Origin of the sequence: Rhodococcus sp. 077-4 (genome assembly GCF_047782425.1) — a bacterium.
In the GTDB taxonomy this organism is placed as follows: domain Bacteria; phylum Actinomycetota; class Actinomycetes; order Mycobacteriales; family Mycobacteriaceae; genus Rhodococcoides.
The window spans coordinates 286,355-300,464 of record NZ_JAJPWC010000002.1 but is presented as its reverse complement, the minus strand read 5'-3'; the positions used below and the strand labels follow the sequence as shown (position 1 = coordinate 300,464).

The window sequence follows — 14,110 nt, the reverse complement described above, 5'->3', positions numbered from 1 at the left end:
ACGATGATCCACCCGAATCAGCCCCTCTGTTCTGTATCTCGGACTCCGATCGGCGTCGGGTATACCCAACCGGGGAGCTGATTCGTTCGGGTGAAGCCGGGCGGTACAACGACGTCGGTGGGTCCGAGGGTGTGCACCGATGAATGGCCGAGACCCAGCACGGTCGAGTCCAGACCGCCGCGCAGGATGTCGAGCACGTTCTCGACCCCCGCCTGACCGTTCGCCGCCAGGCCCCACAGATACGCGCGCCCGATCAGCACCGCCCGCGCGCCGAGAGCCAACGCTTTCGCCACATCACTGCCCCGCCGGATACCGCCGTCGAGGGCGATCTCGACCTGATCGCCCACCGCCTCGGCGATCGCAGGCAGAACCCGAATCGACGCCGGGGAACCGTCGAGATTGTTGCCACCGTGATTCGATACCGAGATCGCAGTGACGCCGGCATCGACGGCCAGCAGCGCGTCGTCGATACGCGAAATACCCTTGAGCATGAACGGCCCGCCCCACTGCTCGCGTAGCCATGCGATGTCCTCCCACGACGGCAACGGAGTCGACATCCACTCCCGATACGCCGCGAAGAACGTCGGCGCAGGCCCACCGGGCGGAGCGAGATTCGGTGCCGTCAGATCCGGATACGCGCCCGCGCATGCCCACCGGGCCAGCCACCGCGGCCGCGCCAGTACCTCGGGTGCCAATCGAATCGTCGCCCTCACATCGAGACGTTCCGGTATCACCGGACTACCCCAATCACGACCCTCCGAGAACGACCAATCCATCGTCAGAATCAACCCCACCGCACCCGCAGCACGGGCACGATCGAGCATGTGCCCCAACAACTCCCGCGAACCCACCCAATGCACCTGGAAGAACGTCTGCGGATTGGCGGCGACGACCTCCTCGATAGGTTTGCTCGCGAACAACGACAACCCCATCGAAATACCCCGCGCCGCTGCCGCCCGCGCGACGGCGACCTCGCCATCCGGGTGCACTGCCTGCACACCCGTCGGAGAGATCATCACCGGGAACGACAGCGGTTGCCCCATCAGTGTCGTCGACAGATCACGTTCATCGAACAGCCCTGCCACGTGAGGGGCGAACCCGAGTTCACCGAACGCAGCGGTGTTGTCCGACGCGGTCAGACCACGCTCCGAACCCGCCACAAGCGCGGAATACACCGACGCCGGAAGCCTCTTGCGCGCCCTATGCTGCGCCTGCGCAACGCTTTCGAACCACTCGGTCACACACCCAGCCTGCGATCGAACCCGGGAGCCATCACCACATCCGACGGCGACAAATCGTGGACCGAGGTGTGCCCGAGCCCGAGGACCGCCGAATCGACTCCGCCGCGCAGAATGTCGAGCACGTTCTCCACACCGGCCTGCCCGCCCGCCGACAGACCCCACAGGTACGCACGCCCGATCAACACCGCCCGCGCACCGAGTGCGAGGGCCTTCACGACATCGCTGCCGCGGCGGATGCCACCGTCGAGGGTGATCTCGACCTGATCGCCGACGGCCTCCGCGATCGCAGGCAACGCCCGGATCGGAGCCGGCGTGCCATCGAGATTGTTACCACCATGGTTCGACACCGAAATCGCCGTGCACCCCGCATCGACAGCCCGCTTCGCATCATCGACTCGCATCACACCCTTGAGCATGAACGGCCCACCCCACTGCTCCCGCAGCCACGCCACGTCCTCCCACGTCGGCAACGCAGTACCCATCCATTCCCCGTACGCCCCGAAGAACGTCGGTGCAGGCCCACCCGTGGGAGGTGTCAGGTTCGGTGTCGTCAGATCGGGGATCTTGCCGGTCTTGGCGAACTCCCACAACCACTTCGGACGCATGATGCCCTCCGGCGCGAACTGAACCATTGCCTTGAGGTCCATCTTCTCCGGGATCGACGGGCTACCCCAGTCGCGGCCGTTGGAGAACGACCAATCCAACGTCATGATCAACCCGACCGCCCCGGCTGCGCGGGCCCGCTCCATCCGCTGCAACAACACCTCACGCGAACCCACCCAATACATCTGAAAGAACGTTTGTGGGTTCGCTGCGGCGACCTCCTCGACGGACTTGCTGGCGAACGAGGACAACCCGATCGGAATCCCGCGCGCTGCAGCAGCTCTCGCCACCGCGACCTCACCGTCCGGGTGGACGGCCTGAACGCCCGTCGGGGAAATCATCACCGGAAACGACAGCGGTTGCCCCATCACCGTCGTCGACAGATCACGCTTGTCCGACAGCCCAGCCACGTGCGGGGCGAAACCGAGTTCACCGAACGCAGCCATGTTGTCGTCGATCGTCACTCCGCGTTCCGAGCCTGCCACCAGAGCGGCGTACACGGACTTCGGTAGACGTTTCTTCGCACGCCGCTGCGCTTCGGCAACGGTCTCGAACCACACACTCTTCGCCATTACTGCGCTTCCTGTTTCATGACTGTTCCTGTTCCATTCCTGCGAGCGGGTTCTCGTCGCAGATCTTCGCCGGCGGACGCATCATCAACGTCAGCGGCACCGACTTTCGAGGAGTCGTGCGCTGACCGGTACGCGAATGATCGACACTGGACTTAGGGATCTCCCCCGCCGCCGCCAACGCCATCTCGCCGTTACCGATCACGCATTCGGGATCCGGACCATCCATGGGCAGGCCCGTGAAAAATTTCGCTGCCATGCACCCACCACGGCACGCATCGAAGTGGGCACACGTGGTGCACGCTCCCGAGGTCTGCGGCGAGCGCAGTTCCTGGAAGAGTTCCGATGTCTGCCATACGGATTGGAACCCGCCCATACCGGGGGATGTCGCTGTCGCGGGACGCGCGTCGCGGACGATGTTGCCGGCGAGGAAGTTCTCGTGAATGGCGAAAGGGCAGGCATAGACGTCGCCGATCGGGTCGATCAGGCACACCACCCGCCCCGCACCACACAGATTCAGGCCCGGCAGAGCGTCGCCGAACGCCGAGAGGTGGAAGAACGAATCGCCCGTCAACACACCCTCACCGTTCGCAACGAGCCAGTTGTAGAGTTCGCGCTGCTGACCGGCCGTCGGATGCAGATCGTCCCACACATCCGCGCCGCGACCCGACGGCCGCAGACGAGTGATGCGCAGTGTCGCAGCGTATTTGTCGGCGAGTGCCTTGAAATCGTCGAGCTGGCTCACATTGTGCCGGGTCACGACAACGGAGATCTTCGCGTCCCGGAAGCCCGCCTCCTTCAGGTTCTCCAACGCCCGGCAGGCCATGTCGAACGAACCCGGTCCGCGGACCGCGTCATTGACCTCGGCGGTTGCGCCGTCGATGGAGATCTGTACGTCGACGTAGTCCGACGCCGCCAACCTCGCCGCCACCTTCTTGTCGATCTTGACCCCATTGGTGGAGAACTTCACCCCCACCTGATGGGCCGTCGCGTAATCGACGAGCTCCCAGAAGTCCGATCGCACAGTCGGTTCGCCGCCGCCGATGTTGACGTAGAACACCTGCATCTTCTGCAACTCGTCGATGATCGACTTGCACTGCTCGGTACTGAGTTCACGGGGGTCACGACGACCCGACGACGACAAACAATGCACACACGACAAATTGCAGGCGTAGGTCAACTCCCACGTCAAACAAATGGGCGCGTCGAGACCGAGTTCGAACTGATCGACCAATCTGCCTACCGGAGCTGGTCTTTCGAGTGTGGAAGTCATAGGAGCTGTCCTGTTCTACGGTGGGGAGGCTTTACGTGCGGGTGATCATGTTCGAGTCGGCCAACGTCGCGAGGGCTCCGACGTACGGAGCCGATGCAGACTCGGTGATCCCCGCCGCCGCGATCGCCGAACGCATGTCCGGGTGATCGGGAAACGAGGTGATGATCTCCACGATCGTGCGGTTCTTCAGGAACGAGAGCTTGCGTGTTCCGAAGTGGTAGAGCAGCGCCCCGAACGATTCGGGACGCAGCGCCACCTGCGGATGCAACACCCACCGCACATCCAGATCCAGGGAATCGAGATCGAGTGCGTCCTGCACTGCAGCAGACATGATCAGTACACGCCGCACATGCCGTCGATGGACACTTCCTCGACCAGGGATTCTTCGACCAGATCGGACTCGACGACAGCCGTACCGACCACAGCGTTCTCGTTCTTCTTCGACATCTGGAACCTCCTACGAAACATGCTCGGTCACAATCCGATTGGTTGTGTCTCGGATCACCACACTAGCGGCCGATCACGAGCCGGAACCGGCATGAGGAGAGGAACTGGTCGGCCGTCGCGACGAACCGTCCGTATGGATAGGTATCGGCCCGTCCGGCGCGCGGGGTCAACAACGTCCGAGCGGCCCGACCTGCTCGGGAGCTGCCGAATCGCCGATCGTTGTGTGGAACGCTCGACCCCACCGGAGGGGCTGCCACTTTCGGCGTCCGACGAACAGAATGGCTTTCGATGACCGAATTGGATGCACTCGCACCGAGTCCGGATGGAGTGTGGGCCCACGAAAACGTCGTTGTCCGTTACCTGCACGGACTCGAGTTCGACGCCGCCCGAACAGGATCGACCGTCCAGGTGACCCACGGCATGACGTCGGCCGAGATCGGCGAGCGCCTCGTTCCGATCGTGACCGCCGAGGCTCGCCATGTAGGCCTGTCCCAAAGGGAGTTCGAGCTGGTTCTGGTCGGAATCGTCCGCACCACGGTCGCCGGCCCCATCGAGGCGTGGGCCACCTATTACCGAAACTCTCTCGACGAGTTGATCCGCGGTGCCGCCGAGTTCGCTCCTGTTCACGAACGCGCCGAGAGCTTGATTCTCGGATCGGTGCTGGACATGGGATCGTGTTTCGGTTTCTTTCCGCTGAGGCTGGCGCAGAAGGGGCACTCGGTGACAGCCACGGACGTCTCCGCCGGCACCATGCGCCTGCTTGCCACCATCGCCCCACATCTCGGAATCACACTCGACACTGTGGTGTGCGACGCGGCCCACGTCCCGGTTGTGGACAACAGCGTCGACACCGTGACGGCACTGCATTTGCTCGAGCACGTCGACGCCGAGACAGGGCCGCGCATAGTGGAAGAAGCTCTACGGATCGCGCGCAGCCGCGTCGTCGTTGCCGTGCCCTTCGAGACCGAGACCACCGCCTGTCACGGACACATCCGCTCATTCGACGGTCAGGCGTTGGCGGAGCTGGGTCGGTCGACCGGCTTGCAATTCGAGACCTCCGAGCACCACGGCGGGTGGCTCGTGATCGACAAGACCTCGACTCCCCAATTCGCCTGATCGGACTTGGACACAGCCGCAATCAGGCCTGTCGACAATCCATCACGTCGACTGGATTACGAATGTCAGATCAACCCCTGCTTACTTGCCGCATACACGGCCTCGGCTCGCCTGGACACCGCGAGCTTGCGCATGATGTTGCTGACGTGAAATTTCACCGTCGTTGCCGAGATGAACAGTCGTGCTCCGATCATGTTGTTGGACAGTCCTGTTGCGAGTAACCGAAGCACTTCGAGTTCGCGCTCGGTCAGGCGCTCGATGCTGCTCGGTGTGCCGTTGAGCGAACGAACGACGGCCGAGGCGCTCCTCGAGTCGAAGGCGCTCTCGCCGCGCGAGACTGCACGGATCGCGCGAACCAGTTCGGTGGTGTCGACATCCTTCACCACGTAACCGCGGGCACCGGCATGCACCGCCTCCACCACTAGTCGGTCGTCGAGGAACGTCGTGAGTACCAACAGACCGATTCCGTTGTGCGCCTTCGCCAGTTGCGCACACAACGCGAGGCCCTCGTAGTCCGAGCTGGCCGAGAGTTTGAGATCCATCAGCACGATGTCGGGATGCACCTCCGCGACGACGGCCAGCCCCTCCTCTCGCGTCGACGCCTCCCCCACGATCGTCAGGTCCGCCTCGCGTTCGAGTACCGACCGGAGGCCGTCGCGCAGAATCGCATGATCGTCGACCAGGACGATGCGGACCGTCGGGGCCACGACCTTTCCCGAACCCTCGCGGACCGTCGGTACGCTCATGAGGTGTCGCCCTTCTCCGAAGTACTGCTACCGAAAGGAATGCCGCCGAGGGGAATTCGTGCCGTCACTCGCACTCCGCCTGTCCGGGCACGGCGGATCTCCAATACGCCACCGTGTTCGCGAGTCCGGGCCGCCATGTTCGCAAGTCCGCGATGCCTACCGTCGACGTCGGTGGACTCGGACAGATGAAGCATCATCCGTAAGTGGGCTGGATCGCCGTCACCGTCGTCGGCTATCGACAACTGCACCTGATCGGTCGAGTAGGTCAATCGAAGAATGGCCCGCGAAGCATGCGCGTGCACCGCAGTGTTGAACAGCGCTTCTCCGGCGATGCGCAGCAGAGCGTGCTCGCATTCGCTGCTCAGTTCGACCGGAGTGCCCTCCACTCGCAACGACACCTGTAATTCATCGGGCATGTGCACAACCGAGAGCTGCTCGAGCATCTCGGGCAGAGACGTGCGATCGGCGTCCTGCGGATGGTTAAGCGCATAGATCGCCGACCGTAGCTGTTCTACGGCTCGACGCGTCAGTTCCTTGGCCAGATCGAGCCGTTCACCGCGCTCCTCGGCTGGAATGTCGCTGCGACACACCTCGATCTGCATGCCGGCCGACAACACGGCCTGTGTGACGCTGTCATGCAACTCGCGGGCGATACGATGCCGCTCGTCGTCGAGCACCTGATGCCGATGCGCGGCGCCCAACTGTCGCTGCGTCGCTTCCAATTCCGCGTTGCGAGTCGCGAGATCGGCTGCCGTGCGATGGGCCTGGGCGTAAGCGTTCTCGGTGCGCTCGAGCAACTGACGGCGGCTCTGGAACAGAGCCGAATTCTGCAGGGCCACAGCAGTTTGACTGGCCAGGATGCTCAGCACTGCCGCGTCGGTGGCGTCGAGCACCCGCTGGTCGCCGGTCCATGCTGCGAACGCACCGACCACACCACCGTCGAACGCGATCGGCACGAAAGCGTGATGGGCCGAGATGATCGGGGTCTGCCCGTCGCCACAGGTGGCCGTCCGGATCGACTCGAGGCAGTCGATGACGTCGTCCGGCAGCGGTGGACCTTCCACATTGTCGACCAGGAACGGCGTCGCATCGGGTCCTAGTACCAACCGTCGCGGACCGGCATCGGGGAGCGCGCCGTCCGCGAGCGCGAACACGACCCATTGCGCGCTCAGATGAGCACGAGCTGCCTCCGCCACAGCGCACACCAAGGTCTCCGGGCCGTCGACAGTCCGCACCAATGCTCGTGAAATCAGTTCCAGCGCATACACGACGCGCTCCAGACGTTCGGCCGCGCCACGGTACTGGGGATAAAACGTGTTCTTGCCCGAGCGCAGTCCCGTCAGCAGCGAGAGGTCCGGCCCGGAACTCACAGCGCACTCCGGAACAGTTCGACTATCTCCCGGTGGGTGGCGGAGCGAGGATTTGTGGACATGCACGCGTCGCGTAAAGCGTTGGTGGCCAACACATCGAGATCGGACTCGCTGACGCCGATCTCGGCCAGCCCTGCAGGAACACCCACCTGACGAGCGAGACGGTCCACCCTATCGGCGACGGCCAACGCTGCCTCCTCCGGCCGCGCGCGGCCCTCGGCGAGCCCGAGACTGGTCGCAATCGCCACGTACGGCAACGGATCCGCTGCTGCATTGAAGCGAATGACGTGAGGCAACAGCACTCCATTGATCACTCCGTGCGGCAGGTCGAGCAGTCCGCCCACTTGGTGGCTCATCGCATGCGTTGCACCGAGGATCGCGTTGGTGAAAGCCAGTCCCGCTTCGAGACTAGCCTGGGCCATCGATCCGCGCGCAACCATGTCGGCGGGTTCGTCGATGGTGCGCGCCAAGTGCGAGATCACCATGGTGACGGCCCGCAGGGCATGGTGGTCGGTGAGCTGATTGTGCCCGAGCGAGACGAACGCCTCGATCCCGTGCGTGAGTGCATCCAAACCCGTTGCTGCGTTCAGCCATTCGGGCATCGTGGTGAGCAGCCTCGGGTCGATCACGGTGATGTCGGGAACCAGAGCCCGGCCGAGGATCGTGATCTTCGTCGAACGCGCAGTGTCGGTGACGATGCAGAACTGGGAGACGTCGGCACCGGTACCCGAGGTCGTCGGCACCATCACCAGAGGTGGAATCGGGCGAGTGGCCTGATCGACCCCCTCGTAGTCGAGGATTCTGCCGCCGTTGCCGGCCAGAATCGCGATCCCTTTGGCCGCATCCATCACCGATCCACCACCGATGGCCACCAACACATCACAGCCGAGTTCGGTGTACACCGCATGTCCGGCCTCGACCTCGACGTCCTTGGGGTTGGGCGTCAGGCCACTCCAGATTTGGGGCGACAAGCCCTGTGCAGACAGCAAATCGATCAACTGACCCGCCCAACCGCACTCGATCAAGCCGGCATCGGTGACGACCATCGGACGCACCCCGCCCAGACGGAGCGCCGCATGAGCGACCTCACCCAGCGAGTCCTGGCCGAACACGATCTCAGGAGCATGGAACTTGAGCACTCGAGGTGCCTCGGACCGGCTGCGGTGGGCCTCTGAACTGCGCTGAGTATCGAGGTCGTGCAGCGCTTTGCCGACGTTCGCAGTCGCTGCCTGATCCACGGTTCACACCCTCGCTGTCTTCGGCCCGAAACTCCCGGGCATGTGATTCAGGTTACAACCATACGAGGGGGGCTCGTCGAATTCCACCAGCGCTGGGCCAGGTTCCTACCTACCCGATCGGACAGGTAGTGGGCGCTGACGGTCAGGTCACGAGAGGGCATGTCCCAGATCGGCCGCCTGGGCCGTCAACTGTGCCCCGTCCCGCGCCACCACCACCCGGTCACAGATCTGCTCGTACTCCTCCATCGAGCATGCGGCCTGTGCCCAGTAGCGGCGAGATTCGGGGGTGATCCACGCGATGCGATGCACCTTCGACCGAATCTTCTGCAGCGCATCGAGTCCTGGCGGCCGTCCGTTGCATCGGCCGTCCCCGACGACGATCACTGCGGTGCGCTTGTTCAGTACTTCGCCGTGCGAGTCCAGCAGATCGGCGAAGGTTCGGCCGTAGTCGCTGCTCGCTTCGAGGTCGAGCCGCGCGTCCGCGAGCACCGCAGCCAACGCGCTGTCACCGGTGCTGCCGAGCAGGGTGGTCGTCACGTCCACGGGAGCGTCGACGAACCCCATCACCGTGCACCGGTGTGCGCGCGAGTGCATCGCTTGCGCGAGTCGCAGAGTGAACGCGGTGATGGGCCGGACCGAGAGGGAGACGTCCGCCAGCACGAGGAGCCGGACCTTGTCGGGTACAGGCGTTTTGGTCACCAGGCGGAACGGAATCCCATCGGTACGCAGACTCGATCGCACGGTGCGCCTCATGTCGAGCGGGCCACGCGAGTGCTCACGGGGCCGAGGCCGCGGAGTGCCGCGCATGTGGCGAAGAACCTCGTGACTTGCGAGCTCGATCTCGGCATGGCGGTCGATCGCCTGCGCCGCACCGTCGATGGGTATCGATGACGACATCGTCCCGGTCAGGTCCCCCACCGCCGCGACGAATGCCTCGACGGCATCGGTGATCCGATCGAGCATCGCGGCGCTCAGCGGACCGGAATCACCGCCGTCGCCGTAGACGCTGCGCGGATCGTACGCGTCGAACCAGGCCAGAATGCTCGCCGGATCCTCCCAATTGAGCTGTCCGGCAACCGCTCCGCTGGTGCTCGACGCCAACTCCCCTGCCGCCGTCGATCCGGACCTCTCGAGGTCGACGGTGTAGGTGACCCCGCGACGACCCATGTCGCCGTCGGTGTCGATGGACAGGTCGTGATCCTCGGACGAGAGGCTGATGTCGTCGTCGTCCTTGTGGGGGTTGAAGCCCTTGTCTGCCTCGGGTGCGTCGAGTAGATCCCCGATCTCGACGGCGCGCTCGTTGTACTCGGCGTACTTGGCGGCCTCCTGATCCGCTCCCACGTCCAGGTCCGTCGGAAGTCCGCCCGATACCTGTCCGCCGACGGTCGAATGATGTTCATCCGCAGCAGATTCGATCGCGGACCGGAACATCGAGTCGAAGGCGAGATCGAAACCGTGTTGTTCGTGATCGTACTTGGCACATGTCGCGCGCAGCGCCGCACGCAGGGTCGTGAGGTCACGGCCCCCGAGAAGACCGAGGACGCGTCGAACCTCGATGACCTCGGCCGGCGATGCTGCCACTCCGAAGCGCCGCAGGGTTCGCCCGAAGACCGCGGCCAACACATCGAGTACGACCGATGCCGAGAACGGTCGGTGACCGGTCATCGTCGTATTCCGATGCCGCCCTTGTCGCGTCCACCGTGCCCTCGGAAGGCCGTCGCGGTCGTGTTGACGACCGTCCCGAGCGATGTTGCCGCAGAGGGTGTTTCTGCTACCGCCCCTGCCATGGCGATCTTCATGTCCGAGGAGTACTTGACCAGCGCGGCGAGCAGATACTTGCGGGTGTCCTCGGTATGACCGAGGACCGATGCGATACGAGCAGCGTCGATCACCTCCGAGATGGACGGGCTCTTGCGCAGCGGCAGCTCACGCAGTTCTGTTGCCAAGGTCACGATCTCGGCCGCGATGTGCGCGGGCACCTCGGGTGCGCGAGCGGTGACGATTTCACGTTCCCGCGCGGCGGTCGGGTAGTCGAGGTGGAAGTGCAGGCAGCGACGCTTGAGGGCCGGGGACAGTTCGCGAGTGTCGTTGGAGGTCAATATCACCCATGGATCACTGCGCGCGGTGAAGGTGCCGACCTCGGGGATCGTGACCTGCTTCTCCGCGAGCACCTCGAGCAGCAGTGCCTCCATCGACTCCTCGGTGCGATCGACCTCGTCGACCAGCAGCACCACCGGCTCCTCCGAGAGCACTGATTCCAGCAGGGGACGCACTGCGAGGAAGGGCTCGGAGTACAGGCCGAAGTCTTTGGCGGCGAGCATCTTCGAGGCGTCGTCGATATCGGTGACGTGCTGGGTGAGCGCACCGATGTGTTCGCGGAGCATCTGCACGTGCAGGAGCTGCTTGGCGTAGTCCCACTCGTAGAGGGCACGGTTGTCGTCGAGGCCCTCGTAGCACTGCAGCCGTACCAACTTGCGTCCGCTCGCGGCGGCGAGGGACTTGGCCAGCTCGGTCTTGCCCACGCCCGCAGGGCCTTCCAGCAGCAGCGGGCGATCGAGTGCTGTCGCCAGATGCACCACGGTGGCGAGGTCGTCGTCGGCGATGTAGTCCTGCTCCCCGAGCGCGCGCTGCAGATCAGCCGCGTCGGTGAATCGGACGGTACCGGTGTCGTCGTTGCGCACTGTCGACAGCGAGGTCATGTGTTTCCCTTCGGAGTGCGATGCAGTGGTGCGGTTACGCGCCGCCCGGGGCACATAACCGCACCACTGCGCAGCATCAGTACGACTCGTTGATGGCGTGAGAAACGACGGGGATCATCGACTGGACGGTCACCTCGCGCGGGTTTCCCGGGGTGCACCAGTCTTCCTGGATGTGCTCGGAGATCTTCAGAACCGACTTCTCGTCGCCCTTGATCACGTCACCCTTGCCCTCGTACTTGCCGGTGTTCATCCGGTTCTTGTCGTACGTCGCGGAACGGATGGAGCCGAAGTTGTCGGGAATGCCGACGTCCTTGGCGAGCCGGATAGCGGCTTCGACGGCAGCGTCGGCAGCCTGCACGGTCGTCATGTTCTTGGTGTCGACGCCCATCGCAACGGCGATTTCGGCGTAGCGCTCGTAGCGCGAGGGCAGGTTGTACTCCCACACGCGCGGCAGAGCGATGGCGTTGTTGAGGCCGTGCGCGCTGTCGTAGAAGGCGCTGATGGCGTGCGAAATCGAGTGGATGACGCCGAGCCCGCCGGAGTTGAAGGCCTGCGTGGCGATGTACTGGGCGTTCATCATTCCCTCACGAGCCTTCAGATTGCCCGGATCGTAGACCGCTTCGCGCAGGTGCTTGGACACCAGTCCGATCGAGTAGATCGCGTTACCGAGCGAGGGCGCGAAGTCCAGACGCGACACGTACGGCTCGGCCCCGTGGGCAAGGACGTCGAAGCCACAGAACGCGGTCCATTGCTGAGGGCAGGTGTAGTAGAGCAGTGGATCGTCCAGTGCCAGAGTCGGTGTCGACGCCTCGTCGAATGCGAGCCACTTGTGCGGCTTCTCCATGTCCGAGGTGTCGGTGATGACGTAGGCCCAGGAAGTCTCCGAACCCGTTCCGGCCGTGGTAGATACGGCGATGTGTGGAGGGTTCTGCTTGTTGGTGGACTTGGAGAAGCCCTCGAACTCGTTGATGTTGCGGCCGTCGTGGGCGACGACGACGCGGATGCCCTTGGCTGCGTCGTGGCTCGAGCCACCACCGACGGAGATGACGCTGTCGCACTTCTCCTTCTGGTACAGCGCAGCCCCATCCATGACGTTGTAGTCCTTGGGATTGGACTCGACCTTGTCGTAGAGGACCACCTCGACGCCCTGGTACTCGATCTTGCCGATCAGTTCTTCGATGATTCCGGACCCGCGCAGGCCGGTCGTGACCAGCAGCGAGCGCTTGAACCCCAGTTCCTTGGCCTCGACACCGATCATGTCGTGTGCGCCGACTCCCAGCTTGGCGCGCGGCAGCGGGTGAAACTCCTTGATGGGGAATTCCCAGATCTGATTGAGTTCGATAACCATCGGTGTCTCCTCGGTGAGTGTGAGCGACAAGACGCCTCTTCTGTGATCGGCGTCTCACTGATGACCACACTGACCGCCCGGCGACGCGATGGGAACACCTCCAGGCGCGAACTCTGCCAACGACCGATCGAACTACCCGATCGGGTAGGACGCCTCGCTCCCCCTCGGCAGGGGACTCACAGAGCTTGCCGCACTACCGATCTCGCCGTTGCGCCACCGAGAATCCGAGAACCGAGATCAACGCCAGTGCGATGACGAACGCGCCGTACACCTCCACAGTGATGGTCAGCCCCAACCGGTGCACGGCCAGTCCAGCGATCACTGCGGGCACACTGAAGGCGAGGTAGCTGATGACGAACGTAGTAGCGAACACCCCGCCTCGCTCTGCCGCGGGAACCAGGGTGCCGAGCGTGCGCATCGCGCCGAGAAAAGTTGCTCCCCAACCCGATCCGGCGATGACGGCTCCGACGAAGTACAGAACTATCGACTCGAGCTGTACCGACACCAGCGTCAGCGCGACGCCTGCCGCCAACACCGTCGCCCCGGTCATCATCACCGTGCGAGGGAAGCCGTTGCGCACCACGGCAGCTGCCACCGCACCCGAGGCGAACAGCGCGAAGATCTCCAGCCCGCCGATGATGTGGTTGTCGATTCCGAAGACACCGCCGACGATCGAGGGCCCGAGCGAGAGGTGGAACCCGCCGAGCGACCACGTGGCGAACAGAGCGGGAGCGATGAGGAAGAACGGTGCCCGCACCGACGTGGGGATCGATGCCCGCGGCAGCAGTGTCGAGGCGAGGTGGCGTCGGGAATCGAAGCCGCGCAGCGCCGACGTCTCGGGCACGAACAACAGAGCGACGGCCAGGGCAAGGGCCGCAATGATCAACAGCGCGAAGACGAGAATTTCCGGTGCCGGGGCCAATTGCACCAGCAACCCGGCACCGAGAGCACCACCCGCCAGACCGAGGGAGGGGGCGACGCTGTTGAGCAACGGCCCGGTCGAGGCATTGGGCTGCAGATCGATGACGGCCGCGCTCATCGCTCCCGTCGCTGCGCCCGCCGCAATTCCCTGCACGACGCGTGCCGCGATGAGGAGCGGAACGCTGTCGGCGACGATGAACAGGACCAGGCTCACGACGAGCAACAGCAGGGACACGATCAGAATCGGCTTGCGACCGATGTGGTCCGACAAACTCCCGACGGTGAGCAGCGTCGCCAACAACGCGACCGCGTAGACGGCGAAGATGACCGTGAGCGTGATCGCGCTGAATCCCCAGGACTGCTGGTAGACCGGATACAGCGGTGACGGTGCTGCCGAGGACGCCATCAGGACGACGAATGCGACCCCGACCACCCAGAACGCGTATCGATGCGGGATACGCACCGCAGCCCGTCCCGCTGATTTCCGCGTGTCCACGCCGACCATGAATGTCCCTCCACCGCAGTGACCGTTACCTCAG

General features: G+C 64.2%; 13 protein-coding genes. 1 reads left to right on the top strand and 12 read right to left on the bottom strand.

The annotated features are described in order from the left end of the window. Window positions 1–17 precede the first annotated feature (17 nt). Genes mftD (ACNEOT_RS10855) through mftA form a run of 5 tightly spaced genes read right to left on the bottom strand, consistent with a single transcriptional unit; the run spans window position 18 to window position 4,133 of the window. Window positions 18–1,241 carry a pre-mycofactocin synthase MftD gene (mftD, locus tag ACNEOT_RS10855; protein WP_415974003.1) on the bottom strand — a complete coding sequence of 408 codons (1,224 nt, stop codon included), beginning with the start codon at window positions 1,239–1,241 and terminating at the stop codon, window positions 18–20. Next, a complete protein-coding gene (gene mftD / locus ACNEOT_RS10850) occupies window positions 1,238–2,416 on the bottom strand; it encodes a pre-mycofactocin synthase MftD (RefSeq protein WP_415974002.1) in 1,179 nt (392 codons plus the stop codon). The genes mftD (ACNEOT_RS10855) and mftD (ACNEOT_RS10850) overlap by 4 nt, the downstream gene beginning before the upstream one ends. 16 nt (window positions 2,417–2,432) lie before the next feature. Further along, on the bottom strand, window positions 2,433–3,686 hold the full coding sequence (gene mftC, locus ACNEOT_RS10845) for a mycofactocin radical SAM maturase (protein WP_415974001.1): 1,254 nt from the start codon (window positions 3,684–3,686) through the stop codon (window positions 2,433–2,435). A 31-nt stretch (window positions 3,687–3,717) separates the two neighbouring features. After that, window positions 3,718–4,017 (bottom strand): mycofactocin biosynthesis chaperone MftB, encoded by a 300-nt coding sequence (mftB, locus tag ACNEOT_RS10840; protein WP_415974000.1) that lies wholly within the window; start codon window positions 4,015–4,017, stop codon window positions 3,718–3,720. 2 nt (window positions 4,018–4,019) lie between these two features. Next, window positions 4,020–4,133, bottom strand: coding sequence for a mycofactocin precursor MftA (gene mftA, locus ACNEOT_RS10835; RefSeq protein ID WP_080730438.1), 114 nt, complete (start codon window positions 4,131–4,133; stop codon window positions 4,020–4,022). Between the two features lie 288 nt (window positions 4,134–4,421). On the opposite strand from mftA, the gene mftM reads away from it, so the two are divergent. Further along, the gene (gene mftM / locus ACNEOT_RS10830) at window positions 4,422–5,249 is read left to right on the top strand and encodes a mycofactocin oligosaccharide methyltransferase MftM (protein ID WP_415973999.1); all 828 of its coding nucleotides are present in this window, start codon (window positions 4,422–4,424) and stop codon (window positions 5,247–5,249) included. A gap of 65 nt (window positions 5,250–5,314) precedes the next feature. Here the strand turns inward: mftM and ACNEOT_RS10825 are convergent, their stop codons facing one another. The 7 genes from ACNEOT_RS10825 to ACNEOT_RS10795 form a co-directional block, all read right to left on the bottom strand. Continuing rightward, window positions 5,315–5,995 carry a MadR family response regulator transcription factor gene (locus tag ACNEOT_RS10825; RefSeq protein WP_415973998.1) on the bottom strand — a complete coding sequence of 227 codons (681 nt, stop codon included), beginning with the start codon at window positions 5,993–5,995 and terminating at the stop codon, window positions 5,315–5,317. Next, a complete protein-coding gene (locus ACNEOT_RS10820; protein WP_415973997.1) occupies window positions 5,992–7,365 on the bottom strand; it encodes a MadS family sensor histidine kinase in 1,374 nt (457 codons plus the stop codon). The genes ACNEOT_RS10825 and ACNEOT_RS10820 overlap by 4 nt, the downstream gene beginning before the upstream one ends. After that, window positions 7,362–8,504: an iron-containing alcohol dehydrogenase gene (locus ACNEOT_RS10815; protein ID WP_415975096.1), complete on the bottom strand. Its 1,143-nt coding sequence runs from the start codon at window positions 8,502–8,504 to the stop codon at window positions 7,362–7,364. Before ACNEOT_RS10815 ends, ACNEOT_RS10820 begins: the two co-directional genes overlap by 4 nt. Window positions 8,505–8,750: 246 nt before the next feature. Further along, window positions 8,751–10,268, bottom strand: coding sequence for a MadC family VWA domain-containing protein (gene madC, locus ACNEOT_RS10810; RefSeq protein WP_415973996.1), 1,518 nt, complete (start codon window positions 10,266–10,268; stop codon window positions 8,751–8,753). Then, window positions 10,265–11,302 carry a MadB family AAA-type ATPase gene (locus ACNEOT_RS10805; protein WP_415973995.1) on the bottom strand — a complete coding sequence of 346 codons (1,038 nt, stop codon included), beginning with the start codon at window positions 11,300–11,302 and terminating at the stop codon, window positions 10,265–10,267. The genes madC and ACNEOT_RS10805 overlap by 4 nt, the downstream gene beginning before the upstream one ends. Before the next feature lie 76 nt (window positions 11,303–11,378). Continuing rightward, window positions 11,379–12,650 carry an NDMA-dependent methanol dehydrogenase gene (gene mdo, locus ACNEOT_RS10800; protein WP_415973994.1) on the bottom strand — a complete coding sequence of 424 codons (1,272 nt, stop codon included), beginning with the start codon at window positions 12,648–12,650 and terminating at the stop codon, window positions 11,379–11,381. Window positions 12,651–12,843: 193 nt separating this feature from the next. Further along, window positions 12,844–14,076, bottom strand: a complete 1,233-nt coding sequence (locus ACNEOT_RS10795; RefSeq protein WP_415973993.1) for an MFS transporter — start codon at window positions 14,074–14,076, stop codon at window positions 12,844–12,846. Window positions 14,077–14,110: the final 34 nt, after the last annotated feature.